At 67.9% G+C, this 23,352-nt stretch carries 27 protein-coding genes and 1 pseudogene; 11 read left to right on the top strand and 17 right to left on the bottom strand.

The features are described from left to right. Nucleotides 1-89 precede the first annotated feature (89 nt). Together DU484_RS16290 and DU484_RS16285 are read left to right on the top strand one after the other, a co-directional pair. Nucleotides 90-1,550, top strand: a complete 1,461-nt coding sequence (locus DU484_RS16290; protein WP_114586990.1) for a replication factor C large subunit — start codon at nucleotides 90-92, stop codon at nucleotides 1,548-1,550. Between the two features lie 37 nt (nucleotides 1,551-1,587). Beyond that, entirely contained in the window at nucleotides 1,588-2,655 is a 1,068-nt protein-coding gene (locus DU484_RS16285; RefSeq protein WP_114586989.1) for a zinc-dependent alcohol dehydrogenase family protein, read from the top strand. Here DU484_RS16285 and DU484_RS16280 read toward each other — a convergent pair. Beyond that, nucleotides 2,652-3,506, bottom strand: a complete 855-nt coding sequence (locus DU484_RS16280; protein WP_114586988.1) for a COX15/CtaA family protein — start codon at nucleotides 3,504-3,506, stop codon at nucleotides 2,652-2,654. The genes DU484_RS16285 and DU484_RS16280 overlap by 4 nt on opposite strands. A gap of 216 nt (nucleotides 3,507-3,722) precedes the next feature. Here DU484_RS16280 and DU484_RS16275 point away from each other — a divergent pair, with 216 nt between their 5' ends. Next, nucleotides 3,723-5,981 (top strand): NADP-dependent malic enzyme, encoded by a 2,259-nt coding sequence (locus DU484_RS16275; RefSeq protein ID WP_114606455.1) that lies wholly within the window; start codon nucleotides 3,723-3,725, stop codon nucleotides 5,979-5,981. Between the two features lies 1 nt (nucleotide 5,982). Here the strand turns inward: DU484_RS16275 and DU484_RS16270 are convergent, their stop codons facing one another. Further along, on the bottom strand, nucleotides 5,983-6,627 hold the full coding sequence (locus tag DU484_RS16270; protein WP_114586986.1) for a ribonuclease H family protein: 645 nt from the start codon (nucleotides 6,625-6,627) through the stop codon (nucleotides 5,983-5,985). A gap of 84 nt (nucleotides 6,628-6,711) precedes the next feature. Here DU484_RS16270 and DU484_RS16265 point away from each other — a divergent pair, with 84 nt between their 5' ends. Then, on the top strand, nucleotides 6,712-7,233 hold the full coding sequence (locus DU484_RS16265; protein ID WP_114606454.1) for a CBS domain-containing protein: 522 nt from the start codon (nucleotides 6,712-6,714) through the stop codon (nucleotides 7,231-7,233). A gap of 25 nt (nucleotides 7,234-7,258) precedes the next feature. Then, the gene (locus DU484_RS16260; RefSeq protein WP_114586983.1) at nucleotides 7,259-8,185 is read left to right on the top strand and encodes a DMT family transporter; all 927 of its coding nucleotides are present in this window, start codon (nucleotides 7,259-7,261) and stop codon (nucleotides 8,183-8,185) included. On the opposite strand, the gene cmk is transcribed toward DU484_RS16260, so the two are convergent. Beyond that, on the bottom strand, nucleotides 8,182-8,865 hold the full coding sequence (cmk, locus tag DU484_RS16255) for a (d)CMP kinase (RefSeq protein WP_114586982.1): 684 nt from the start codon (nucleotides 8,863-8,865) through the stop codon (nucleotides 8,182-8,184). The genes DU484_RS16260 and cmk overlap by 4 nt on opposite strands. A gap of 266 nt (nucleotides 8,866-9,131) precedes the next feature. Here cmk and DU484_RS16250 point away from each other — a divergent pair, with 266 nt between their 5' ends. Together DU484_RS16250 and DU484_RS16245 are read left to right on the top strand one after the other, a co-directional pair. After that, nucleotides 9,132-9,392 (top strand): hypothetical protein, encoded by a 261-nt coding sequence (locus tag DU484_RS16250; RefSeq protein WP_114606819.1) that lies wholly within the window; start codon nucleotides 9,132-9,134, stop codon nucleotides 9,390-9,392. 70 nt (nucleotides 9,393-9,462) lie between these two features. Then, on the top strand, nucleotides 9,463-9,648 hold the full coding sequence (locus tag DU484_RS16245; protein WP_114586981.1) for a hypothetical protein: 186 nt from the start codon (nucleotides 9,463-9,465) through the stop codon (nucleotides 9,646-9,648). A 37-nt stretch (nucleotides 9,649-9,685) separates the two neighbouring features. Here the strand turns inward: DU484_RS16245 and DU484_RS16240 are convergent, their stop codons facing one another. The 4 genes from DU484_RS16240 to DU484_RS16225 all read right to left on the bottom strand — a co-directional run bounded on the left by DU484_RS16240 (nucleotide 9,686) and on the right by DU484_RS16225 (nucleotide 13,319). Beyond that, complete coding sequence (locus tag DU484_RS16240; protein WP_114586980.1) at nucleotides 9,686-10,069, bottom strand: 2Fe-2S iron-sulfur cluster-binding protein; 384 nt, start codon at nucleotides 10,067-10,069, stop codon at nucleotides 9,686-9,688. A 2-nt stretch (nucleotides 10,070-10,071) separates the two neighbouring features. Then, nucleotides 10,072-11,499, bottom strand: a complete 1,428-nt coding sequence (locus tag DU484_RS16235) for a DASH family cryptochrome (protein ID WP_114606453.1) — start codon at nucleotides 11,497-11,499, stop codon at nucleotides 10,072-10,074. 52 nt (nucleotides 11,500-11,551) lie between these two features. Continuing rightward, nucleotides 11,552-12,169: a metal-dependent hydrolase gene (locus DU484_RS16230; protein ID WP_114586978.1), complete on the bottom strand. Its 618-nt coding sequence runs from the start codon at nucleotides 12,167-12,169 to the stop codon at nucleotides 11,552-11,554. A 352-nt stretch (nucleotides 12,170-12,521) separates the two neighbouring features. Further along, nucleotides 12,522-13,319, bottom strand: coding sequence for a 2-keto-4-pentenoate hydratase (locus DU484_RS16225; RefSeq protein ID WP_114606452.1), 798 nt, complete (start codon nucleotides 13,317-13,319; stop codon nucleotides 12,522-12,524). Between the two features lie 111 nt (nucleotides 13,320-13,430). On the opposite strand from DU484_RS16225, the gene DU484_RS16220 reads away from it, so the two are divergent. Next, nucleotides 13,431-14,138, top strand: coding sequence for a helix-turn-helix domain-containing protein (locus DU484_RS16220; RefSeq protein WP_114606451.1), 708 nt, complete (start codon nucleotides 13,431-13,433; stop codon nucleotides 14,136-14,138). Here the strand turns inward: DU484_RS16220 and hmgB are convergent. The 3 genes from hmgB to DU484_RS16205 form a co-directional block, all read right to left on the bottom strand. Continuing rightward, on the bottom strand, nucleotides 14,135-15,472 hold the full coding sequence (gene hmgB, locus DU484_RS16215) for a hydroxymethylglutaryl-CoA synthase (RefSeq protein WP_114586975.1): 1,338 nt from the start codon (nucleotides 15,470-15,472) through the stop codon (nucleotides 14,135-14,137). The genes DU484_RS16220 and hmgB overlap by 4 nt on opposite strands. Before the next feature lie 213 nt (nucleotides 15,473-15,685). Then, complete coding sequence (locus DU484_RS19640) at nucleotides 15,686-15,955, bottom strand: hypothetical protein (RefSeq protein WP_157969384.1); 270 nt, start codon at nucleotides 15,953-15,955, stop codon at nucleotides 15,686-15,688. Beyond that, entirely contained in the window at nucleotides 15,952-16,446 is a 495-nt protein-coding gene (locus DU484_RS16205; protein WP_114606450.1) for a type IV pilin N-terminal domain-containing protein, read from the bottom strand. The genes DU484_RS19640 and DU484_RS16205 overlap by 4 nt, the downstream gene beginning before the upstream one ends. A 99-nt stretch (nucleotides 16,447-16,545) precedes the next feature. Here DU484_RS16205 and DU484_RS16200 point away from each other — a divergent pair, with 99 nt between their 5' ends. Further along, nucleotides 16,546-18,147, top strand: coding sequence for an Ig-like domain-containing protein (locus tag DU484_RS16200; protein ID WP_114606449.1), 1,602 nt, complete (start codon nucleotides 16,546-16,548; stop codon nucleotides 18,145-18,147). 28 nt (nucleotides 18,148-18,175) lie between these two features. Here the strand turns inward: DU484_RS16200 and DU484_RS16195 are convergent. The 6 genes and pseudogenes from DU484_RS16195 to DU484_RS16170 all read right to left on the bottom strand — a co-directional run. Beyond that, nucleotides 18,176-18,332 (bottom strand): annotated as a pseudogene (locus DU484_RS16195) (DUF2150 family protein); the annotation flags it as partial. 3 nt (nucleotides 18,333-18,335) lie between these two features. Next, nucleotides 18,336-18,740: an HVO_A0114 family putative DNA-binding protein gene (locus DU484_RS16190; RefSeq protein WP_114586971.1), complete on the bottom strand. Its 405-nt coding sequence runs from the start codon at nucleotides 18,738-18,740 to the stop codon at nucleotides 18,336-18,338. A gap of 21 nt (nucleotides 18,741-18,761) precedes the next feature. After that, entirely contained in the window at nucleotides 18,762-19,067 is a 306-nt protein-coding gene (locus DU484_RS16185; RefSeq protein ID WP_114606448.1) for a toxin-antitoxin system TumE family protein, read from the bottom strand. A gap of 130 nt (nucleotides 19,068-19,197) precedes the next feature. Further along, the gene (locus tag DU484_RS16180) at nucleotides 19,198-19,779 is read right to left on the bottom strand and encodes a DUF2150 family protein (protein WP_114586969.1); all 582 of its coding nucleotides are present in this window, start codon (nucleotides 19,777-19,779) and stop codon (nucleotides 19,198-19,200) included. 36 nt (nucleotides 19,780-19,815) lie between these two features. Beyond that, nucleotides 19,816-20,682 carry a TatD family hydrolase gene (locus DU484_RS16175; RefSeq protein WP_114606447.1) on the bottom strand — a complete coding sequence of 289 codons (867 nt, stop codon included), beginning with the start codon at nucleotides 20,680-20,682 and terminating at the stop codon, nucleotides 19,816-19,818. 32 nt (nucleotides 20,683-20,714) lie between these two features. Then, on the bottom strand, nucleotides 20,715-21,179 hold the full coding sequence (locus DU484_RS16170) for an NYN domain-containing protein (protein WP_114586967.1): 465 nt from the start codon (nucleotides 21,177-21,179) through the stop codon (nucleotides 20,715-20,717). 112 nt (nucleotides 21,180-21,291) lie between these two features. On the opposite strand from DU484_RS16170, the gene DU484_RS16165 reads away from it, so the two are divergent. Further along, complete coding sequence (locus tag DU484_RS16165; RefSeq protein WP_114586966.1) at nucleotides 21,292-21,648, top strand: hypothetical protein; 357 nt, start codon at nucleotides 21,292-21,294, stop codon at nucleotides 21,646-21,648. Nucleotides 21,649-21,660: 12 nt separating this feature from the next. Here the strand turns inward: DU484_RS16165 and DU484_RS16160 are convergent, their stop codons facing one another. After that, nucleotides 21,661-22,458, bottom strand: a complete 798-nt coding sequence (locus DU484_RS16160; RefSeq protein WP_114606446.1) for a VOC family protein — start codon at nucleotides 22,456-22,458, stop codon at nucleotides 21,661-21,663. Between the two features lie 294 nt (nucleotides 22,459-22,752). On the opposite strand from DU484_RS16160, the gene DU484_RS16155 reads away from it, so the two are divergent. Further along, nucleotides 22,753-23,352: a CoxG family protein gene (locus DU484_RS16155; protein WP_114606445.1), complete on the top strand. Its 600-nt coding sequence runs from the start codon at nucleotides 22,753-22,755 to the stop codon at nucleotides 23,350-23,352.

Genomic DNA, 23,352 nt, shown 5'->3' with positions numbered 1-23,352 from the left:
ACGACGGATTCGCCACCCAGTTCGATCGTCGAAACACCGGCGGGTAGGCGAGCGCAACCACTAAACGCGCTTCGCGCCTTCGTCCGGTAATGACCGATTGGACGGAGAAGTACCGCCCATCGACGCTGTCGGCGGTCCGGGGGAACGACAAGGCCCGCGACGCGCTGGCGGAGTGGGCGAAGACGTGGGACGACCACCGCGAGGCAGTCGTCGTCCACGGGAGTCCGGGCGTCGGCAAGACGTCGGCGGCTCACGCGCTGGCGACCGACATGGGGTGGGAGACGGTCGAACTCAACGCCTCCGACCAGCGGACGGCCGACGTGATCGAACGCTTCGCGGGGCGAGCGGCGCAGAACGCGACGCTCGTCGGATCGGTCGGCGGCGGTGACGACGACGGTCGACAGCTCGTGATCCTCGACGAGGCCGACAACATCCACGGCAACTACGACCGCGGCGGGGCGAGCGCAGTCACGCGCGTGGTGAAAGACGCCGGCCAGCCCATCGTTCTGATCGCCAACGACTACTACGACATGGGTCGGGGGCTGCGCAACGCCTGCCGTGAAATCGAATTCCGCGACGTGTCGGCGCGCTCCATCGTCCCCGTCCTCCGGGACATCTGCCGGCGCGAGGACGTCGAGTTCGAGGCCGACGCCCTGGATCGCATCGCCGAAATCAACGACGGCGACCTGCGTTCGGCGGTAAACGACCTGCAGGCGGCCGCGGAGGATGACCGTCGCCTGACGGTCGACGACGTGGTGACGAGCGACCGCGATCGGAGTCTCGGGGTCTTTCCCTTCCTCGATGCGGTGTTGAAAGAGGAGTCCCCCGAGGAGGCCATCGGCTCCGCGTACCGCGTCGACGAGACGCCGGACGACCTGACGAAGTGGATCGCCGAGAACGTCACCAAAGTGTACGACGGGGCGGAACTCGCGCGGGCGTACGACCACCTCGCGAACGCCGACCGGTGGCTGGGGCGGGTACGCGCCAGCCAGGAGTACGGCTACTGGCGGTACGCGACCGACGCCCTCGCTGGCGGCGTGGCGGCGTCCCGCGACGGATCGAAGGGTGGATGGACGCGGTTCAACCGGCCGCAGTTCTGGCCGTCCTCCGATTCGACGGCCGACGAGGTGGTCCGCAAGGTGGCCGAGAACGGCGGATTCAGCATGGCGACCGCTCGCCGCGAGGTCATTCCCTTCCTCGCGGCGATGACCCACCACTGCAAGCCCCGTGAACTGACGGTAGCGATGGCCGCCTACTACGGCCTCGACGAGGCGGCGGTGTCTTTCGTCACCGGGAGTGGCGAGACGACGAACAAAGTGGAGTCCATCGTCGCGGACGCCGAGGAGCTTCGCGAGGCCGAGATGGAGGAACACTCGGGGGCGTTCGGGGGCGCGGTGACGACAGACGGGACCGTGGATACCGAAGCGGACGCCGACGCGGCGGACGACGGCAGTGTCGTGGACGAGGCCGACGGCGAGACTGCCACTGCCGATTCCGATACCGAAGCGGACGCCGACGACGGCCAGTCCGGTCTCTCGGATTTCATGTGAGCAATCCTTTTTGACCCGTGGTGGCGTGGCGTCGAGTATGCGAGCCGCAGTCCTCCGGGAACACGGCGAACCGCTGGAGATCACCGACGTCGAAGCACCCGATCCCGATCCGCACGGCGTCGTCGTCGACGTCGAGGCCTGCGGCGTCTGCCGGAGCGACTGGCACGCGTGGCAGGGACACGGCGAGTGGGTCGGCGACGCGGTCGCCGACGGGCAGATCCTCGGCCACGAACCGGCGGGTCGCGTCGTCGCCGTCGGCGACCGGGTCGAACGCGTCGCCGAGGGTGACCGCGTCGCCGTCCCGTTCAACCTCGGCGACGGCTCGTGTCCGCAGTGTCTGAGCGGCCACGGCAACGTCTGTGAGGACGGTCTCGCTCTCGGGTTCCAGCGGGAGGCACAGGGCGCGTTCGCCGAACAGGTCCACGTTCCGTACGCCGACTACAACGCCATGCACCTCCCCGACGGCGTCTCGGCGCGGGACATGGCTGCGCTCGGCTGCCGGTTCATGACCGCCTTCCACGCCCTGACGGCGCGCGGTGACGTCGGCGCGGGCGATTGGATCGCCGTCCACGGCTGTGGTGGCGTGGGTCTCTCGACGGTCCACATCGCCGACGCATTGGGCGCACGGGTGGTCGCGGTCGACATCCGTGATGCGGCGCTCGACCTGGCGACCGAGTTGGGCGCCGACGCCGTCGTGAACGCCGATGGGAAGGACGGTCGAGCGGTGACGGGTGCGGTTCGGGGCGCGACCGACGGCGGCGCGCACGTCTCCGTCGACGCCCTCGGGGTGGCCGAGACGTGTCGCAACTCGGTGTTCTCGTTGCGGCGTCGGGGCACGCACGTCCAGGTCGGGTTGACGACGGACGAGGAGCGTGGCGAGGTGTCCCTACCCGTCGAGCGGATGGCGATGATGGAGGCCGACTTCAAGGGCGCGCGCGGGATGCCGCCGACGCGATACGACGAACTGCTTCGCTTGCTGGAGTCGGGAGAGATCGAACCCGGCCGGCTCGTTCGCCGCGAAGTGTCGTTGGCGGAGGTGCCGGAGCGGCTGGCGGCGATGACGGAGTACGAGACGACGGGCGTGGAAGTCGTCACCGAGTTCTAGTCCGAACTCACCACGCTGCCGGCCCGTCCGTCGGGACGTGCCCGGCTGACGAGGACCGCCGTGGCGGCGACGAGGGCGCCGGCGAGCAGGAAGACGGCCGCGTTGACGAGGCGGACGGTCGGGGTGTAGAACACGAGATCACGGCCGAGCAGGCTGCCGACGAAGAGCAGCCCAAGCGCCGTTCCGGTCGCGAACCGGAGCCGCGGAACGGAGGAGGCGGCGAGCCATCGGGTCGCGGCGATGAGCGCGGCGACGGCGAGCAGCGAGGTGCCGTAGAAGAGGGCCTGTCCGGCCGGGCCGTACGGCGTCGGCGTGAAGACACGGCTGGCGAGGATGCTCGCGACGAGGGCGCCGAAGGCGACGAGGAGCGCCCGACGGACGCGGGGGAGCGGCGGGTCGCCGTTCGTCCGTGCGGACAGCGCCGTCCACACGAGCAGCGAGAAGATGGTGAGCGCGACGACGAGGTGGGCGCCCTGCGTCGGCGGGGAGTACCCCGTCGGGAGCATACCGTTGAGCGTGACGGTGACGGCGCCGATGCTGATCTGGAGCGGCAGGAGGAGGGTCGCGAGCGTCGCGGTGAGGCGGGTCCCCGTCTCGGGGCGACGCCACGACCATATCGCGGTGCCGACGATGAACCAGCCGGTGATCATGGCGACGAGGCGGTGGAACCACTCGATGAAACTCGGGATGGTCTGGGGAAGTAGCCCGTTGTCACAGAGGGGCCACTGGGCCGAGCAGGCCAGTCCCGATCCCGTCGCGGCGGTGTAGACGCCGAGCATGACGAGCGTGAGGGTCAGCCCCGTGGTGAACGCGGCGAAACGAGGGAACGTAACCCGGTCGCGGAGGCTCATACGCGCGCTTCGGGGCTATGCGTACTTAGACCTGTCCGACCGTCCCCACGAACTGGGAGAGCGTCGGTTCACGGTCGAGTGCCGTCGACGCCCGTGACGGCCCGCCGCCAGCGGACTATCCGGGGCGTCCGATCGCCGGATTGAACGACAATCGACGAATGTAATGATCGACGTGCCACGGATAGCTTTTTATCTACCCCACTTGTGGTCGCGGTTATGGGACTCGACGACGACGCCAGGGAGTATCATCGACAGGATCCTCCCGGCAAGATAGAGATTTCGACGACGAAGCCGACGAACACACAGCGGGATCTGAGTCTGGCGTACTCCCCCGGCGTGGCCGCGCCGTGTTCGGACATCCACGAGGACCCCGACCTCGCCTACGACTACACGGCGAAAGGGAACCTCGTCGGCGTCATCTCCAACGGGTCGGCCGTCCTCGGCCTCGGCGACATCGGCGCGCAGGCCTCCAAACCCGTCATGGAGGGGAAGGGCGTCCTGTTCAAGCGCTTCGCCGACATCGACGTCTTCGACATCGAACTCGACTTCGACGATCCGGCGGACGTGATCACGGCGACGAAGGCGATGCAACCGACGTTCGGCGGGATCAACCTCGAAGACATCAAGGCGCCCGACTGTTTCGAAATCGAGGAGCGCCTCCGCGAGGAGATGTCGATCCCCGTCTTCCACGACGACCAGCACGGCACGGCCATCATCATCGGCGCCGGCCTCGTCAACGCCGCCGACATCGTGGGGAAAACCCTCGAAGACCTCACGGTGACCATCTCCGGCGCGGGTGCGAGCGCCATCGCCACCGCCGAGTTCCTCGTCTCCCTCGGCGTCGCCCGCGACAACGTCACCATGTGTGACTCCTCGGGGATCATCACGACCGACCGGGTCGACGCCGGCGAACTCAACGAGTACAAGGCCCGCTTCGCGCAGGACCGCGCCGAGGGAGGACTGGCCGACGCCATGGAGGCGACCGACGTGTTCGTCGGTCTCTCCGTCGGCGGCATCGTGAGCCCGGAGATGGTGCGATCGATGGCCGAGAACCCGATCATCTTCGCGATGGCCAACCCCGAACCCGAAATCGGGTACCACGAGGCCAAGGAGGCCCGCGACGACACCGTCGTCGTCGGCACGGGACGCTCCGACTACCCCAATCAGGTGAACAACGTCCTCGGATTCCCCTTCATCTTCCGGGGGGCACTCGACGTGCGGGCGACGGAGATCAACGAGGAGATGAAAGTCGCCGCGGCCCGCGCGCTCGCGGACCTCGCGCGCAAGGACGTCCCGGACGCCGTCGTGAAGGCGTACGGCGACCAGCCGCTTCAGTTCGGCCCCGAGTACATCCTCCCCAAACCCGTCGACCCGCGGGTGATGTTCGAGGTGGCGCCCGCCGTCGCGCAGGCGGCCATCGAGAGCGACGCCGCCCGCAAGTCCATCGACCTCAGCACCTACCGCGAGGAGCTGGAGGCGCGACTCGGCAAGTCCCGCGAGATGATGCGGGTCGTCCTCAACAAGGCCAAGACCGACCCCAAGCGGGTCGTCCTCGCCGAGGGTACCGACGAGAAGATGATCCGCGCCGCCTACCAGATCACGGATCAGGGTATCGCCCAGCCCGTCCTGCTGGGCGACCGCGAGGCCATCTGGGAGACGATGGACGACCTCGGCCTCGATTTCGACCCCGAAATCGTCGACCCCGCCACCGACGAACTCGACTCCTACGCGGAGCGCCTGTACGAACTCCGGAAACGGAAGGGCGTCACCCGCCGCGAGGCGAACGAACTCGTCCGCGACGGCAACTACCTCGGGAGCGTAATGGTGGAGATGGGCGACGCCGACGCGATGCTGACCGGCCTGATGCATCACTACCCGTCCGCGCTGCGGCCGCCGCTCCAGATCATCGGCACCGCCGAGGACGCGGAGTACGCCGCCGGCGTCTACATGCTCACGTTCAAGAACCGCGTGATCTTCGTCGCCGACGCGACGGTCAACCAGGACCCCGGTGCGGCCGAGTTGGCCGAAATCGGGCGCCACACGGGCGAACTCGCCCGCCGGTTCAACGTCGAACCGCGGGCCGCGATGCTCTCGTACTCCAACTTCGGGAGCGTCGACAACCCGGGGACGCGCAAGCCCCGACGGGCCGCCGAGATGCTCCGCGAGGACCCCGAGGTGGACTTCCCGGTCGACGGCGAGATGCAGGCCGACACCGCGGTGGTCGAGGACATTCTGGAGGGCACCTACGACTTCGCGGACTTGGAGGAGCCGGCGAACGTGTTGATCTTCCCGAATCTGGAGGCGGGGAACATCGGGTACAAGTTGTTACAACGGCTCGGCGGCGCGGACGCCATCGGGCCGATGCTGGTGGGCATGGACAAGCCGGTCCACGTCCTCCAGCGGGGCGACGAGGTGAAAGACATCGTCAACCTCGCGGGCGTCGCCGTCGTCGACGCCCAGGAACGGGACGAGTAGGTCAGTCGCTCGCGCGGCGCTCCGCCCGCGACGGCGGCGGGATCTCGGTCGTCGCGTCCTCCGGCGTCGGCGCGTGCCCCCGGTTCCGGTCCGGAAGGACGCATCGATCCTCGCGGCCGTTGACGTGAGCGTACCGTTCGGGTGCGTTCGCGAGCGGATGCGCCGGGTTGACGCGGCTGTCGATGCGTGCCGCCCGCAGTTCCTCGAAGTCGCCGATGCGGGCGCGGATGCCGCGCCAGTGGTACTCGCTTCGCGCCGGCACGTCGATGGGTCCCGTCGGCTCCCAGTCCGGATGGTCCGCGGTGAGCACGGTGTGGTTGACGTTCGCTGCCAGGTCGTCGTGGTCGACGAGGACGCCGACCCGGGTGTCCGGCGGTGCCCGCGCGGCGAGTACGTCGAGTCCGAGATGGAGCGCCCGATACTCCGCGACGTTGTTGTCCGGCGGTGTGTCGGGGAGGGCGAGTCGGGCGACCCGCGTCCCGTCGCGTGCCTCGATGACTGCCCCGAGTCCCCCACCCTCGGCTCGGTAGGAGCCGTCGGTGGCGACGTAGAAGTGTCGATGGTGGGTGCGCGGCGGGTGCGCGATGTGGGGCGTGGGCGAGTCGTCGAACAGGTCCCGGAGCGTCGAACGGCCGTGAACGGCCATACTCCGTTTTTGCGGTCGGGTTACTTAAACGTACGGCGCGGCGCACCCGCAAAACCTACGCCGCTCACCGTCCTCCCTCATCGCATGGCTCTGACCGCCCGTGATCTGATGGAGACGGACGTCGAGACGGTCGCCCCCGACGACGAGGTGAGCGAGGTGCTTGGCCGCCTGGCCCGCGCCGACTTCAACGGCTTCCCCGTGGTAGACGATGCCGGCGCCGTCGTGGGCATCGTCACCCAACACGACCTCGTCCACCTGTTCCAGACCGAGGAGCGAACCCTGTGGCTTCCCATCGGGCTGCCACCGTTCACCCAGACGCTCACGTACGCCATCGACGTGTCGTGGGACGACCTCGACCTCGGCATCGACCTCGCGAAGAACGCGAACCGGCCCATCAGCGAGGTGATGACCGCCGACGTGGTGACGATCACGCCCGACACCGACCTCGATACGATTCTGGATCTGCTCGCCGACGACGAACGCGACATCAACCGGCTCCCCGTCGTCGGGAGCGAGGAGACCGACGACGGCCGACTCGTCGGTATCGTCGCCCGACAGGACGTGTTGCGAGCGATCCGCGACGGGCGCCGCGAATCGAAACGTTGAGTGCCGCATCGGGCCGACTCACTCCGTGTCCCGCTACCGCAACCTCGCCCTCTTTCTCGTCCTCGCCGCCGTCTGGGGGTCGGCGTTCATGGCGATCAAAGCCGGGCTCGCGTACTTCCCGCCGGTCCTCTTCGCGGCGATCCGATACGACGTGGCCGGCGTCCTGATGCTCGCGTACGCCGTGTGGGCCGTCGACGACCCCGTCCCTTCGGGACGAGGCCAGTGGACGCTCGTCGTCGTCGGCGCGACGCTCCTGATCGCCGGCTATCACGTCCTGCTCTTTCTCGGCGAGTCCGACCCCGCCGTCACCAGCGCGGCCGCCGCCGTCATCGTCAGCCTCAGCCCCGTGTTGACGACGGGCTTTGCCCGCGTGTTCCTTCCCGACGAGCGTCTGACCACCGCCGGCGTCGTCGGCCTCTGTCTCGGCCTGCTGGGCGTCGTCGTCCTCGCGCGCCCCGCCCCTGACGCGCTCCTCGCAGGCGGCGTCGTCGCGAAGCTGCTCGTCTTCGGCGCCGCGACGTCCTTTGCCCTCGGCTCCGTGTTGACTCGCCGGATCGAGGCCACGCTCCCCATCGAGACCATGGAGGCGTGGTCGATGCTCGGGGGCGCACTCTTGATGCACGCCATCTCGCTCGCGCTCGGCGAGTCGTTCGCGGACGTGACCCTCTCCGTCGAGGGGGTTCTCGCGCTCGCCTATCTCGCCCTCGCGGCCAGCGCGCTCGGCTTTCTCATCTACTTCGACCTGCTGGACCGGCTGGGGGCGGTCGAGATCAACCTCGTCTCCTACGTCGCGCCGGTGTTCGCGGCGCTCGCGGGCTGGCTCTTCCTGCAGGAACGCCTCTCCCTTGCCACCGTCGGCGGCTTCGCGCTGATCTTCGCCGGCTTCCTCCTGGTCAAGCGGCGGGCCATCCGAGCCGAACTCCCACGGCTTCGGCGAGCGATGGAGGATTAAAGCGTCACGTCGCGCGTGGTGAAGGCCCCCTCGTCCGTCTCGGGGTCGTAGCCTTCGATGGCCGTGAGCACCATCTCGAGCACCGTCTCGGCGTCCCACCGAGCGGTGTTGATCGAGAGATCGTAGAAGGACTGATCCTCCACGTCGATACCGTAGTAGCTCTCGTACCGACCGGCCTCGCTCACCTCGCGGACGCGGAGCAGCGGGCCGATTTCCTCCTCGTCGTCGAGATGCCGGAGGCTGACGTCCTCGCGCTCGGCGGGGCGCTCGATTTCGTAACTCACCTCGTAGTCGCTGAGGCGCTCGATGCGGATCTCTTCGGGGGCGTCGAGCCAGATGCGCAGGTCGGCCCGGTTGCCCGCGAGCCATCCCGCCAGCCGCGATTCGAGGATGAACGCCTTGTTCGCCGCGCCCCACTGCTCGGCGATACGGCGGAGCCGCTGATCGAGCGCCCGGTCTATCGTGTCGTCCTCTTCGGCCTTGGCGATGAGCTGTTGCAGCGAGAGGTCGCGCTCCTCGGCGAGGTCACGGAAGATGTCGCCCCCGATGACGTAGCCGCAGTTCAGCGCCTCCGCGAGTCCCTCGGTGAGCGTCGTCGCCCCACAGCCCGGTGGTCCGGAGACGGTAATGAACAGATTGCTGTCGATTTGCCGCTCCGTGGTGGCGCTCGGATTCGACATGAACGTTCGTCATCACCTACGCGACACCGGCGTTAAGAGAACACCGGTTCGCGGTCGGTAATGGACCCGTACCTCCGCCGATATAAATTCTTCATATTATATTTGAATAAAAGAGTGAACGAGCCGTATGAAAAGTTAGCGCCAAACAGAGGCTGTGGATTGTTGGCCGATACTGAGCGTGTCGTGGATGAAAATCCCCGAAACGACGGCAACGCTCGGCGGGGTATATGGGTCCGCCCGTCCATTCGGGAAGTGAGGTGTCCCCGATGTCGAACTCGTCCCCCACCGCCCCAATCGACCGACTGCCCCGCCCACAGGAACTCGTCGACTCACGGCTCGTTCGCCTGAGCCTCGCCGTGGTCGTCGCCCCCCTCCGCTTTCTGGCCTTCTGGACCGCCGTCGCGTTGCCCTTCCTCTATCTCCCCTTGCTCGTCGGTGGCCTCGACGGCCAGCAGGCCACGGTGTTCGTCGGACTCCTCCTGATGAACGTCGTCGCCCTCGTCGTCGGCCACGAACACGGACAGTGACTCGACGGTCCCGCCCTCCGGGCCAGTCGAAAGCTAATCAGTTATGTGACTGCGGTACGAGCAATGTCGTATGCTCGGCCTCACGCAGCGTGGCCTGATCGGAATCGTCCTGATGATCGTGGGAACGGCAGCGTTCTACCCGACCCTCTTTCCCGGGACGACACTGTCCGTCGATCTGACTGCCGTCGCCGCCGCAGCGCTTCTGACGCTCGGTACCTACCTCGTCGGGACGGACATGGACGGGCGTCCGGTCTGATCGCGGCGCCGCGCGGAGCAGCCGCCGTCGACCGACGCTACTCCGACTTCCGTCGCCCCCAGACGACCTTCTCGGCGAGCCGGACTCGGGCGTCCCCGTCCAGCCGGACCTGACACGAGAGCCGCGGATACCCCCACCGTTCGGCGAGGGCGTCGTGCCAGTGCTCGGCGCTCGGACCCTCCTCGATCCGGACGCCACAGGTTCCACACAGTCCCCGGCCCCCGCAGTTCAGCCGCTCGGTGAGTCGGGTGTACGGCGACAGCCCGGCCGCGACGAGGACGTCCCGGAGCGTCGCCCCGGCCGGGGCCGTCAGGAGGCGTCCCTCGCCGTCCACGGGCTTCGACCGACTGCCGGAGGGACTGCGTCTCTCACTGTCCTCCACCCAGACGTACACTACGTCGCAGTGCTCGCCGTCTTCCATCGTCAGTCCCCGTACTGCGTCTCCGGATCGATCATCGGCGCCGGGTAGTCGAGCCGCGCCCGTCTCTCGTCGGGGAGCGTCCACGGTTCGTGGGCCGCCTCCGGCGACAGCCCGTCGAGTTCGGGCACCCACCGCTGCACGTACTCGGCGTCCGGGTCGTACCGGTGGGCCTGCCACACCACGTCGAACGAGCGGTTCCGCGAGTCGTTGCCCACGCCCGCGACGTACGCCCAGTTGCCGTAGTTCGACGCGGGGTCGTAGTCGATCAGGCGCGTCTCGAAGTACGCCGCACCCGTCCGCCAGTCGATCCGCAGGTCGTTCGCCAGGAAGGACGCGACGTTCTGTCGGGCGCGGTTCGACAGGTAGCCCGTCGCGTTCAACTCGCGCATACCGGCGTCGACGAACGGAATCCCCGTCTCGCCGCGTCTCCAGCGCTCGAACGCTTCGGGGTCGTCCCGCCACGCGATTTCGCGGTGACGGATGCCGCCCGGCGTGAAGAACGTCGCGCCGTGTTTGGCGAACTGGAACTGGAAGAAGTCACGCCAGACGAGTTCGAACCGGAGCCAGTACGTCGAGTCGTTCGCGACGCGCCGGTCCTCGTACTCGTCTATTTCGGCGTACACCCGCCGCGGCGAGAGACACCCCTCGTTCAGCCACGGCGAGAACTTCGAGGAGTAGTCGCGGCCGAGCAACCCGTTCCGGGTCTCCTTGTACTCGCGGAGCGCGTCGGTCTCCCAGAGGTACTCGTCGAGGCGGCCGAGCGCGGCTGTTTCGCCGCCCTCGAAGACGAGTGCCGCCCGGTCGTCGACGGGGGAGGTGTCGACGCCGAGGGCGGCGGCGTCGGGAAGCACGCCCGGATCGACGCCGGACGGCCGCGGGGGAAGTTCGGGGATCGGTTCCGGGTCCCGCACCGACGCCGACGACTCCACCGACTTCCGGAACGGGGTGTAGGTGTCGTCGACCCCCGAGACGCCGTTCGGGAGGTCCGCCGGGTGGTACAGGGTGTGCCCCCAGTGGCGGACGAGCGGGGCGTCGAGTGCCGCCTCGACCCGTTCCTCCACTGCCCGTTCCTCCGGTGTCGGGCGCGTGTGGACGTGGACGGCGTCGGCGTCGACACGGTCCGCGAGCGTCGAGAGGACCGAGGCGGGGTCGCCCGTCCGCACGACGAGGTCGCTCCCGCGGTCGCGGAGTCGCGAGCGAAGGTCGGCGACGGAGTCGATTCGGAATCGCGTCCGTCGGCCCCCCGTCTTCTCGTAGGTGAAGGAGTTCGTGCCGCCGTACTCGGCCGTGCCGTAGTGGGCCGGGTCGAAGACTGACACCGGGAGCAGGCGGTCGGCGTCGGCCGCGGCGACGAGCGCCGGGTTGTCGTGGAGGCGACGGTCACGTCGGAGCCACCAGAGTGTGGTGTCGGGGTCGGCGTCGGAGGCCATCGCACGGCGTAGTGGCCGGAGTCACATGAAAGCGTGGCGGCGACGGGTCGACCTATCGCTCCGCCCAGAACCGCCCTCCGAGCGTGAACGCCCCGAGGAAGACGACGAGCAACTGGAACCCCGAGCGGACCACCGGGAAGATCCGTTCGACGTTCTCGGGCTCTCTCCCGCGCGTCGGATCGACCCCCGTCCAGTAGTGGGTGTTCTCGGTCGTCCGCTCGGGATCGGCCGACAGGTCGACGAACGTCTGGACGACGCCCCGCTGATTGGAGAGGAGAAGCTCGCCGTCGACGGTGAGAAACCGGTCGTAGAAGGGGTAGAAGGCGTTGACGCCGTTGGTCATGAGGTCGGGGAGGATGCCACCGATCAGAAGCGCCGCGAGCGCGACCCACGCCACCCGAACGCCGCGTGGACCGAAGCGGCCGTGGAGCCACGATCCGGGCCGTATCCGCGTGTCGTAAGCGAGGACGGCGCCGGCCCCGGCGGGGAGGACGAGCGTGTGCAACAGCGCCCGGTGAGCACCCTGCATGTAGAGCCCGACGAAGGTGTCGACGTCCGGAACGGCGGTGGCGGCGAGGACGACGGCGACGGATCGTCGGTCGAACTCGTCGCCCAGGAGCGCGGCGGCGACGACGGCGCCGACGGCGAGGTGGACGACCGTCGAGGGCATAGCGGACCGTCGGCGGTCAGCGGCTTGAATGTCTCGGCTCCCGCGACAGACAGTGTTCAAATAAGCCGGTGAAACTGGGAGCACCTCGAAAGCCCCGACTCGCTGGAGTCGGGGGCCTCGCTGCGCGCGCTCGCTCCGCTCGCGTGCTTGCGTCGGCCGCCTTCCTCCAGCGAGTCGCCCCTTTCAGTCCCACCCGCATCGGCTGGCCGACCGGCCGCCGCTGGGTGGGACTGAAAGGGGCCGGCGTCTCGGCGAACCCGGACGAAGCAAGCACCGCAACGTAGTGAGGAGCGCAGCGAGTCCCGGGAGCCGAGACGCCGGGGGCTTTCGAGGTGTCCTCAACCAAAGTGCGCTAATCTGAACAGTATCCCCGCGACACCGTCACCGACCCGAGCGTGGCGAAGCGCGCCTCGACGGTGTCGCCGGGGTCGAGCGACACGAGTTCGGTGAGCGATCCGGTCGAGACGAGGTCGCCGGCGGCCAGTCGCTCGCCACGGTCGGCGAGCGCCTCGGCCAGCCACGCGACGACGCGGGCGGGCGACCCGAGTACGTCGGCGCCGACGCCCGTGGCCACCCGCTCGCCGTTCCGGCGGACGACGACGCCTTCGAGCGGGAGGTCGACGGCCGCGGGGTCGGCGATTCGGTCGCCGTGGACCACCCGCGCCGCGAGGGCGTTGTCCGCGACGGCGCTCCCGGCCGTCAGCTCCCAGTCCGCGACCCGGGAGTCGACCACCTCGATCACGGGGACCACGGCGTCGATGGCTGCCAGCGCGTCGACCGGCGTCGCCGGCGGGTCGAGCGGCGTGGCCAGTCGGACGGCTATCTCCGGTTCGATCTTCGGATCGATCAAGTCGTCGCCGTCGTCGAGTCGTCCCTCCTCGCGGACGGTGTCGGCGAGCACGCGCCCGTAGGCGGGTTCGTCGACGCCCAACTCCTCCCGGATCGCTGCCGAGGTGAACCCGACCTTGTAGCCGACGCTCGGTCCCTCGTCGACCTCGCGGCGGTCGGCCACGGCCCGCTGGACCGCGTAGCCGTCGGCGACGTCGAGATCCGGGAGCGTCGCCGCGTCGAGGGGGTCGCCACGTCGGTAGGCGTCGTACAGTCGCTCCGCGAGGCCGTCGACCGTCTCGTCGTCGATGGATTCGGTCATCGGTTCCCTCTGGGACGCGGCACCTAAAGGCCGTTCCCCGAGTCGGTAGCCTTTTGCGCTCACCGGCCACCCATTCGGTATGGTGTGGTCCCAGAGCCGGTGGGGTGACCGATGAGCGACGACCCCCGCGACGAACTCGCCCGACGCATCGCCGGCGAGATCACGCTGAGTTCGAATCCCGGCGCGACGCTCCGGAAGTGGCGCACCGACTTCGACGTCTCACAGACGGAGCTCGCGGAGCGGCTCGACGTGTCCTCCTCCGTCATCTCCGACTACGAGAGCGGCCGCCGGGAGAGTCCCGGAATCGGCGTCGTCAGTCGGATCGTCCGCGCGCTGCTCGACATCGACGAGTCCCGTGGCGGCGGCCGCATCCGTCAGTACGCCCGCGTTATCTCCGCCGGCTTCGAGAGCGACATCGTCCAGGACCTCCGGGAGTATCCGACCTCCATCCCCCTCGAACGCTTCTACGAGGCGATGGACGCGACGGAGGTGGTCGCCGGCGACCGCGATCACGTCAGCGGGCACACCGTCATCAACAGCATCGAGGCGATCAAGCGCCTGCCGAGCGAGGAGTTCTACCGACTCTACGGGCAGAGCACGAACCGCGCGCTCGTCTTCACCGACGTGACCCGCGGGGAGTCGCCGCTGGTCGCGCTTCGAGTGGTGAATCCGACGCCGAACGCCGTCGTCCTGCACGGGCTGGAAAAAGGGGATCTGTGGGAACACGCGGCGGCGCTCGCGCGGGTCGACGGCTTCGCCCTCGCCGTCTCGACCTGTGATCTGGACGCGGCGCTCGCGAAACTCCGCGAACTGCCCTAGTCGACGTACTCGTACTTGCGCTCGTTCATCCGGCCCCAGCCGGTGAAGACGAACTCGCCGCTCGGCACCGTGAACTCCTCTAGTTCACGCTCTTTCTCGTGGTTGTGGGCGTCGTGGACGCGGCCGTACTCCTCGAAGCTCAGGTCGTAGCGCCGGGCGAGTTGTTCGTCGATGTCGAACGCCTCGACTTCCTCGCGCCAGCCGTCCATGATGGTCTCGGAGTGGATCTCGGCCTGTGCGCCGGAGCCGTAGGACCCGACGAGGAGTTTCTCGCCCGAGAGCGCTCGCCCCGTCTCGGCCGCGGTTTTGAGCGCGCTCGCGCGGGCGACGTGGACGGAGCCGGTGTACCAGTTGCCGACCCGGCGTGCGAGCGTGAGCGTCGGGTCGATGGCCCGTGCGTACCAGTCGTTGTACGTGTCGGTCTCCTTCAGGGCGTCCATGTAGCTGCGGATCGCGTCCTCGTAGGCCTCCCAGTCCTCGTACTCCTCCTCGCGGGGCTGGCGGCCGATTTCGGTCGCGAGTTCGTCCTCGATTTCCGTATCCCGCGTCATGTGTCGGAAGCCCAGCAGGGCGGCTTTCCGGACCATCCCCGGGAACGGCGTGTGGAAGGGGAAGTAGGCGTAGTCGTCGGAGTGGATGCGGCCGGCGACCGATTCGAAGTCCGTCAGCGCCTCGCGCATCCGTGCGAGATACACCTGGACGGAGCGCTTGCCGTCGACGCTCGGGAACTGCTGGTTGGGCTTGAGGAAGTCCGTCTCGTCGGCGCTGCCGTAGCCCTGGTGGGTCGAGAGTTCGACGACGCTCGGATCCTCGGAGACGAGCATCGCGACGGCGCCCGCGCCCTGTGTGGCCTCGCCGGGATCGCCGCGGGCGTAGAGCGCGGTGTCGGTGGCGATCACCAGCGCCGACCGGCCACGATGCCGGCCGGCCTTGATCCAGTTGTAGGCGTCGTCGATGCTCTGGGTGCCGGCGACGCAGGCGAACTTGCGTTCGCCCTTGTTGGCGTGGTGGAAGTCGCCGTCGTACACTTCTTCCAGACAGCCGGCGATGTAGGTGGAGACGGGCTTGGAGTTGTCGAAGGCGCTCTCGGTGGCCACGTCGATGCGGCCGATGTCGTCGGGGGAGAGGCCCTTGCGGTCCATCAGCCGCTTGGCCGCGTTCGCCCCCATCGTCACGATGTCTTCGTAGGTGTCGGGGAACGACGAGGCTTCCAACCCCAGCCCCTTCGTGTACTTCTCCGGGGCCTCGCCCTTGGCCGGCGCGAACGTCTCGGCCAGGTCGAGTTTGAGCTTGCCCGTCCAGATTTCGATTGCGTCGATGCCGACGGCGGTCATACCCTCGGATTGCAGGAGACACCATATGGGTTTGTCGATGCTCGATACGTCAGGTGTCGAAGGTGGTTTCGGCGGGGGCGAGGCTGACCTCGTTTCGAGGCCACGGTCGCTTCGTCGCCGACTGTAACCGGTCGTGGGCCGGTTGCCCGAGAGAACCTCGATCTCTCGCTGCCCGAGGGACCTCCGATCCCTCGCTGCTCCCTGCGGCCTCGCTCACAACCCGCCCTGCCCACCCCGGAACCCGACCGAGAGGTCCACGTCGGACGGCAGGAGCGTGCCCGCGGCCCGCTTGCGGACGACGGCGCCAGTCAGGCCGAGACCGATGGCGAGTCCGAACGCGACCATCACGGCCATCACGCGGGTGGCGGTCGGGCCGGCCCAGAGCGTCCAGCCGACGAGGGCGACGCCCCAGAGGGTGGCGAGGGCGCTGGCGGCGAGGAGGAGGGTGCCGATGAGGGCGGCGAGACGCGTCGTCAAGCTCACGCCAGTCCTTCGTCCCGTCGCATCATGTCGTTTTTGTCTGGTACGACGGCTGCGGGCGGCGCCGGCGTCGCCGTCGGCGTCGGCGTGGCGGCGACCCGTCGCCCCCGGAAGAGGACGGTGTTCGAGGGATCGTGGATCAAGCGGACTTCGACCCGGTCGCCGACGGCGTACGGGACAGCCCCGTCGAGTCGCCACTCGTCGCCGGGATCGAAGGTGGCGTCCGCGCCGTAGCTCCCGTCGGTTGCGAAGTCGTAGCGCTCCTCGCTCCCGCCGTACCGGACGACGACGGTCAGGTCGTCGCCCGGGAGGCTGTCGCCGCTCCAGTGTGTGAGCGCCAGCGTGCTGTCGGTTACCGTCGACTTGACGTCGACTGCGGGGCTGTCGTCGGGTTCGATCGCCCCCAACGCGACGTAGCCGACGACGCTCACGCCGATCACCACCATCGCGAGAAGCAGGACGGTGCCGACCGCCTCCGACTGGGCACGGTTCACGGTTCGAGGGCGACGCCCGAACCCGTTAACCGTTCCCACTATTCCGCCTGAGATTTTGGCGACAAGGCTTTTTTACCCGCTCGACCGCTCTTCGGCACGATGGGCTTTCGCGACGCGAACCGAGCACAGGCCATTCAGGTCGGTGCAATCCTGTTGTTCGCCCTCCTCATTCTCGGCATCTCCATCTATCAGGCGACGGTCGTTCCCCAGCAGAACGCCCGCGTCGAGTTCAACGCGTACCAGGAGGCGACCGACGACATGGTGTCGGTCCGGGACGACGTGGTGACCGCGGGAACGGAAGGGACGGCCGCGAGCACGACGGTCGAGACCGGCGCGACGTACCCGGCCCGCTCGATTTTCATCAACCCCGGCGCCCCGTCCGGGACGGTCTCGACGGCGTCGGCGTCGAACGTCACCGTCAGCGGCATTCGCCCCGTCGACAGCGAGGCCAGCAACACCCGGGCGTTCTGGAATCAAACGTCCGGCACCTACGAGACCAACCGCGTGACGTTCACGCCGTCGTACAACGAGTTCGACGGCTCGCCGGTCGCCATCGCCGGGCAAGGCGTCTATCGGCTCCCGGAGGGTCGCGTCCTCCCGATATCGGCGGGATCGACGATCAGCGGGAACCGCATCACGCTCGTGACAGTTCGCGGTGACCTCGGCGCCTCCGGTCGCTCCGTCTCCGTGACGGCCGATCCGGTCTCGACGGCGACGAGGACCGTCGTCGTCACCGGCACCGGCGGGACGTTCAACGTGACCGTCCCCACGCCCGTCCCGGCGTCGGCGTGGAACGACACCGTCGCGCCGGACGTGGTGGCGAACCCGAACGTCCGGACGACGGACCCGGTCGGCGACGACAGCGTCCGCATCGAGTTCAACGGGAGCCGGCGGTACGAACTCCGCCTCGCCGCGGTGGAACTTCGAGCGCAGTCGGATTCGAGTACCGTCCAGCAGCCCGATGGGTCGTATCTGATCGGGCTCACGGGGAACGAGACGATCAGCACGAACGGGACCAGCCCGATTGCGGTCGAGGTTCGGGACCGCTACAACAATCCGGTCAGCGGGGCCGACGTGACGTTCAACGTCACCGATGGCGACGCGACCTTCGCCGGCGGCGGCACGGAACGAATCGTCACCACCGACGGTAGCGGCCGCGCGCCGGTCGCCCTCCGTCCCGGTGGCTCCGGAACGATCACCGTCGAGGCGAAAAGTGATCTGAACGGGAACGGAACCATCGAGTCGTACGAGCGCACGCGGTTCGCGGTTACCGCGACGGACGGATCGGACGACCAGGGGGGTGCCGAAGAGATCAATCCCGCAGAAGAGGGGGATGTCGTCCTGGAATCCGGCGAGACGCAACAATCCTCGAATAAAGATGAAATAACAATACGCTTCAACAACACCGCCGACGGCGATCGGACGATCACTGAGGCCCGACTCAGTTTCTACTATGCGTCGGGATCGAATGACAACCCCCCCGAGTCGATCACTATCGGAGGAACCGATCTTTCGGTTCCCAGCAGGCTAACCCAACTCGATTCAACTCTGACGCTCGCACCGGGGACGGGACAGACGATAACGCTGACCGCTAATATGGGAAGTGGAGTCCCCGTTCCCGGCGACTTCTTGGTCCTCTCGCTCGTCTTCGAAGAGACTGGAGATGTTAATACGTACTTTGTAACGCTGGAGAAGGCTTGAGGCGGTAGTCGACGAGCTCGGACCCGCGTCAGCCCTCGTCCTCTTCGACCACTTCGGGGTCGCTCATCGCTTTGCAAACTATCGAGCCCGTTGACCCACTCCGAGACCAGGCCATACTCTAGATCCTCCACCAGCGCGATGTCGAGTTCGTCGCCGTCGACGACGTGCGTGCCCGACGTGGCCACCGGCTACGGCGCCGCCGCACCGACGTTCCGATCCGAATCGACGAACGGGATGTCGATTTCGAGGCCGTCGTAGGCCAGGATCGGTTTCTTCGCCCGCCCGGGACCGCCCCCCTCGAACTCGACGACGCCGATGTCGTGGAGTTCCGAGAGATTCCTGTGGACCTGTTTGTAGTCCCGACCGACCAACTCGGCCGTCTGGCTGATGCTTTCCGGATCGTGTTCGGCGACCGTCTGCAGTAGTTCCAGGTTCTTCGGGCTGAGGAGCCGACTGAGTTCGGCGTACGAGCCGAAGTTCAGCGTCGGTTGGTCGTCCTCGATGTCCGCTCCCTCCCGTGCGGCCTCGATGCGGCGGCGCGTTCGCTCGTCGAGACGGTCGCGTTCGCCGACGGTGACTTTGAGCGTGGGCATGGTGTGGCTCCCGGTGGCGTCCTACTCCGGCCAGTTCCACGAGACGGGGCATAGTTCCGTGGCCTCTCGCGTGAACCGGTCGTAAAGCGAGAGCATCCCCGGAAAATCGATGGATTCGACATCGTCTCCGACGTGGCGTTCGTGGCCTTTCGTTCGCTCGTGGGCGTTGTCGTAGCGGAGGACAGTGTCGCCCCCGACTTCTCCGAGGTGGAGGCTGTAGTCCCAGCCGCTCGGGTACGACTCGGCTTCAGTCCGGCGGATGGTGATGGCGACGACGTAGCCGGCTTCGACGTCCCGCCAGTCGGCGACGGTCGTGTAGGACGCCATCCGTACTCCGATACTCGCCCCACGATCATAATCCTATGGACTGAAGTCCATAGCTAACTGGAGGAGGTCGATCGTCGGGAGAATCGGAGACAGCGGGGAGAGCGGCCTACCGCGTAACCCGGACGGGTATTCAGTCCTCGTCTTCCTCGACGACTTCGGGGTCGCTCATCGCGCTCTGCAGACTGTCCAGCCCGTTGACCCACTCCGAGACCAGGCCGTACTCCAGATCCTCGACCAGCGCGATGTCGAGTTCGTCGCCGTCGATGATTCGCGTGCCGGCCTGGACGAGATAGCCCAGCGCGGCGTCCAAGTCCTCGTTGGCCTCGGCGTCGGCGGCGGCGTGGACGTACTCCTCGACGGTGCCGTCCTCGGCCGGGCCGGCGGCGATGAACTCCTCGGCGGCGTAGAAGACACAGACGAGGCTGGTCTGGACGCCGTCGACGAGCATCCGCTTTTCCTCGTCCTCTAGCTCCACGTCGTCGAGGACGATCTCGCGGATGCCGGCCAGTTCGTCGATGGCGGCCTCCTCGTCGAGGCGGTCGTCCTCGTAGGCACTGATGATCTTCGCGACGGCGATGGCGGCGTCGTCCTGCAGGTTGAGCAGGAGGCGGGCCGAATCCTCGTTCTCGGGGTCGAGCTCCTCCTCGGCTACCCGCCCGATCCAGTTCTGCCAGCGGTCTTCCGTGTAGAACGTGTCCTCCACGTCGGTCATACCTCGTTGGAACGTTCGTGGACTCAAAGACCTTTCCTATGCGTTCGTCCGGGCCGAGAGCGTCGCCTCGGTGTCGACTCCGTACACGTCGGCGGGCGTCTCGACGTGCGCCCGCCGGATGGCGTCGTCGTATCCCTCGTCCAACAGGGCCCGGACGCGACGGGGCACGGTCTTCGGTCCCATCACCGCCCCCGGCCGGTCGGGGTCGTCGACGAAGTCCGTCTCCATCAGGAACGGCGCCCCGCTCTCGGCGGCCTCGCGGAGCCACTCTTTCCGACACATCACGCTCGGCGTCGGTCCCGCGAGCGTCGGCCCCGCGTAATGTTTGACCACCTTCCGCGCCGGCAGGCCGCGCGCTTCGGCCCACTCGGCGATGTCGGTCAGGTCCTCGCTGGCCTCCGTATGCAACTGGACCGCACAGTCCGCGTCGGCGCCGAGCGCGAGCGCGTGTTTCAGGACCGCGTTCGAGGCGTCCCACACCGCGTCGGTCGTGTCGTAGTGGGGTCGCCCGGATTTGAGCGCGAGTGCGCGCCCGTCGCGGACGTACTCGGCGGCGGCGTCGAGGCCGGCCCGCATCAGGTCGCGGGCCTCGTCGGGCGCGAAGCCACGCTCGTCGACGAGCCGCGAGATCAGGCCGGGGTGGACGCCGAGGACGGGCCACGCCCGGCCGGGAAGCAGGTCGTCGGCGTCGGCGACGATGTCGAGTGTCCGGTCGAAGACCGCGCGGAAGTCGTCGCCAGTCTCGGCTTCGACGCCGAGATGCCACGACGGCTTGTTGACGACGAGCAGGTGCGTCCCGCCGAGGCGACGGAAGTCGCGCACGGCGTCCAGCCCTCGCCCGTTGTCGGGGTCGAGGTGGAGGTGGTCGTCGAGAACCGGCGTGTCGAGGTCTGGCTCGGTCACGGGCGAGCGTGGGGGCGCACGGCGCGAAAAGGTTACGCGTCGGCGTCGCCGTCGAGCGTGACGCTCTCGCCGGCGGCGTTGCGGAGGGCGTCCGAGCGGCCGTGTTCGCCGGGTGCGATGGCGAGCGTCCGGAGGCCGCAGGCGTTGGCCGCCTCGATGGCGGGTTTGAAGTCCGTATCCCGGGAGGCGACGGCGACGACGTCCGCCCGCCCCTCGACGGCGAAGCGGGTGAGGTCGACGGCGAGTTTCACGTCGACGTCGCCGCTGGTGACGACCACCTCGAACCCGCGGGCCTCCGCGGCCTGGACGAGTTCGGGGGTGGCGTGTTCGTCGAGGTAGAGGCGGGTCGTCGCCGGGCGTCCGGCGGCCGCGGCGGCCTCGCGGACGTCGTCCAGGTCGACGTCGAACTCCCCGCGGAGCACGTTGGGGCCGTCGACGAAGAGCGCGACGCGGGGCTCGCCGTCGTCGCCGTCGTCGCCCCGACCGAACAGGTCCATACGGTGTCGTACCGCGCTCGCGGGCATATACGTCCCGGTATCGGCGGCGGCCACGTTTCGATCCTGATAATTTGGAGGGTGGGGTTATTACCCGAGCCGGCCACCTCCCCGTATGAACTCCGTCGTCTCGGTTTCGCTGGACGAAACGCCCTTCGATCCCACCGAGTTCTCACGGCTCTGGTTCCTCGCGACGCTCACCTACGGCGTCGGCGACATCGTCACGACGCTCGCACTCGTGGGCTACAGCGCCTCGGTGAACGAGGGGAACGTCCTGCTCCGGACGGTAATCGAGAGCTTCGGACTGTGGGGGCTGATCGGCATGAAGCTGCTTGCCTTTCTCTTCTGTCTGGTGATCAGTCTCTACGGCGCCCGTGACGACGACTCCGCGCTCTACTACGGGCCACCGGCGATGCTGGCGCTCGTCGGCGCCTTCACCACCGTCTACAACCTGCGGCTGCTGATCGGGTAGTCCGCTCCGGCCTTACCGTCGCCGCACCCGGACCGTGATCCCGTTCGGGCCGTCGACGTCGATTCCGTCCGGGCGGTCCGTGACGGCGTCCGGATCCAGTCGCTCCCGAATCGTCTCCGTGTCGTCGACGACGAGTTCGATCCACGCCAGCCCCCGTCCTTCGGCTGGCTTCGACCGTCCGTTCCAGACGTTACAGCCGACGTGGTGGTGATACTCGCCGATGGCGAGAAAGAGCGCCGCGGGCATCGCCTGCCGGACGCGGAGGCCGAGGCCGTCGACGTAGAACGCCCGCGCCGCGTCGAGGTCGGCGACTTCGAGGTGGACGTGGCCGATATCCGTCCCCGACGGGGCGCGATCGGCGCCGGCCGCGGCGTCGCGCAGGGGGTCGAGTGCGAGCGGGAGGGTGTCCATCCCGACCCGGCCCTCGTCGTCGACCGGCCAGTCGTCGCGTGGCCGGTCGCGGTACACCTCGACCCCGTTGTCCTCGGGGTCGGAGAGGTAGAGCGCCTCGCTGACGTGGTGATCGGAGGCGCCATCGAGGCGCCACCCCGTCTCGATTCGGTCGAGGGCGTCGCCGAGCGCCGCCCGTGAGGGGACGCGAAACGCCGTATGGAAGAGTCCCGTCTCGTCCGGCCCGCGAGCCGGCCGGTCGGGGGCCGCGAGGAGGACCAAGAGCGGGTCGTCGACGCCGAGGACAGCGCGGCCGTCCGCCCGGTCGAGGATCTCCAGGCCGATCACGTCCTCGTAGAACGCGACCGTGCGGTCGAGGTCGGTCACCCGAAGCGCGACCCGACCGACGTGTCCGGTCATGATCGTCGGTACGGGAGCCGGCCACTTCGCTCTGCCGCCCCGTCCGTGCCGCGACGATGACGAAACTAAAAAACATTAATAGAGAAATTGAATTCAGTTCTCTGAACTGGACGTAACTGGAAATAGCTTCGTTTCACTCCGTGCTAGACCGAATCGCTAGCGCAACGTAACCATATATACCAACTTTATTCCTCAAAAGGCTTATTAGGTTGCTTAATATGGTTACTGTCACGGTAGATTGCCGATGATGGTACAAACACTTAACACAGCCGTACCGTCCGGGGTGACCCGATAATGGAGTTCGACGGCACGTTCGGCCTCGAAGACGTGACCACCGAGGAGGTCTGGCTCGCCCTCTCGGACCCGATCATGGTCAAGAACGCGCTGCCGGGTTGTCAGTTCCTCGTCGAGGTCGACGACCCCGACGACGTGGATTTCGACGCCCTCGCCGACGAGGCGGCGGAGCGGGAGGACCCGCCGACGCTCCCGGAGGCCGACCCCGAGGACGTGGCCGAACGCGGCCTGACGGAGGGTGGGCACTACGCCGCGCTCGTACAGGTCGGCGTCGGGAGCGTCAAACCCCGATTCGAGACGGTCGTCACCATCGACCGACGGGAGTTCCCCGAGATGGACGCCTCCGGACAGGGGAGCGCGAGCGACTCCTCGTTCGAGATGGACTCGGGGATGACGCTCGTCGAGACGGACGACGGCGTCGACGTGGAGTGGTGGACCGAGGCGGACGTGTTCGGCCGCGTCGCCCAGATGGGCCAGCGCGTCATCAACCCGGTCGCCAACCGCGTCGTCGGCCGCTTTTTCAAACAGATTCAGACGGAGCTCAGCGACGTCGGCGGCGGCTCGTCCGGGCTCCGTGACCGCATCAGCAACTTCATCTGA

Origin of the sequence: Haloplanus rubicundus, assembly GCF_003342675.1 — an archaeon.
In the GTDB taxonomy this organism is placed as follows: domain Archaea; phylum Halobacteriota; class Halobacteria; order Halobacteriales; family Haloferacaceae; genus Haloplanus; species Haloplanus rubicundus.
The sequence above is the reverse complement of the archived record's forward strand: the minus strand, read 5'-3'. Positions and strand labels throughout refer to the sequence as shown.

Coding starts and splice junctions, on each gene's coding strand:
- DU484_RS16290 (WP_114586990.1), top strand. CDS start 90: ATGACCGATTGGACGGAGAAGTACCGCCCATCGACGCTGTCGGCGGTC.
- DU484_RS16285 (WP_114586989.1), top strand. CDS start 1,588: ATGCGAGCCGCAGTCCTCCGGGAACACGGCGAACCGCTGGAGATCACC.
- DU484_RS16280 (WP_114586988.1), bottom strand. CDS start 3,506: ATGAGCCTCCGCGACCGGGTTACGTTCCCTCGTTTCGCCGCGTTCACC.
- DU484_RS16275 (WP_114606455.1), top strand. CDS start 3,723: ATGGGACTCGACGACGACGCCAGGGAGTATCATCGACAGGATCCTCCC.
- DU484_RS16270 (WP_114586986.1), bottom strand. CDS start 6,627: ATGGCCGTTCACGGCCGTTCGACGCTCCGGGACCTGTTCGACGACTCG.
- DU484_RS16265 (WP_114606454.1), top strand. CDS start 6,712: ATGGCTCTGACCGCCCGTGATCTGATGGAGACGGACGTCGAGACGGTC.
- cmk (WP_114586982.1), bottom strand. CDS start 8,865: ATGTCGAATCCGAGCGCCACCACGGAGCGGCAAATCGACAGCAATCTG.
- DU484_RS16250 (WP_114606819.1), top strand. CDS start 9,132: ATGTCGAACTCGTCCCCCACCGCCCCAATCGACCGACTGCCCCGCCCA.
- DU484_RS16245 (WP_114586981.1), top strand. CDS start 9,463: ATGCTCGGCCTCACGCAGCGTGGCCTGATCGGAATCGTCCTGATGATC.
- DU484_RS16240 (WP_114586980.1), bottom strand. CDS start 10,069: ATGGAAGACGGCGAGCACTGCGACGTAGTGTACGTCTGGGTGGAGGAC.
- DU484_RS16235 (WP_114606453.1), bottom strand. CDS start 11,499: ATGGCCTCCGACGCCGACCCCGACACCACACTCTGGTGGCTCCGACGT.
- DU484_RS16230 (WP_114586978.1), bottom strand. CDS start 12,169: ATGCCCTCGACGGTCGTCCACCTCGCCGTCGGCGCCGTCGTCGCCGCC.
- DU484_RS16225 (WP_114606452.1), bottom strand. CDS start 13,319: ATGACCGAATCCATCGACGACGAGACGGTCGACGGCCTCGCGGAGCGA.
- DU484_RS16220 (WP_114606451.1), top strand. CDS start 13,431: ATGAGCGACGACCCCCGCGACGAACTCGCCCGACGCATCGCCGGCGAG.
- hmgB (WP_114586975.1), bottom strand. CDS start 15,472: ATGACCGCCGTCGGCATCGACGCAATCGAAATCTGGACGGGCAAGCTC.
- DU484_RS16200 (WP_114606449.1), top strand. CDS start 16,546: ATGGGCTTTCGCGACGCGAACCGAGCACAGGCCATTCAGGTCGGTGCA.
- DU484_RS16190 (WP_114586971.1), bottom strand. CDS start 18,740: ATGCCCACGCTCAAAGTCACCGTCGGCGAACGCGACCGTCTCGACGAG.
- DU484_RS16185 (WP_114606448.1), bottom strand. CDS start 19,067: ATGGCGTCCTACACGACCGTCGCCGACTGGCGGGACGTCGAAGCCGGC.
- DU484_RS16180 (WP_114586969.1), bottom strand. CDS start 19,779: ATGACCGACGTGGAGGACACGTTCTACACGGAAGACCGCTGGCAGAAC.
- DU484_RS16170 (WP_114586967.1), bottom strand. CDS start 21,179: ATGGACCTGTTCGGTCGGGGCGACGACGGCGACGACGGCGAGCCCCGC.
- DU484_RS16165 (WP_114586966.1), top strand. CDS start 21,292: ATGAACTCCGTCGTCTCGGTTTCGCTGGACGAAACGCCCTTCGATCCC.
- DU484_RS16160 (WP_114606446.1), bottom strand. CDS start 22,458: ATGACCGGACACGTCGGTCGGGTCGCGCTTCGGGTGACCGACCTCGAC.
- DU484_RS16155 (WP_114606445.1), top strand. CDS start 22,753: ATGGAGTTCGACGGCACGTTCGGCCTCGAAGACGTGACCACCGAGGAG.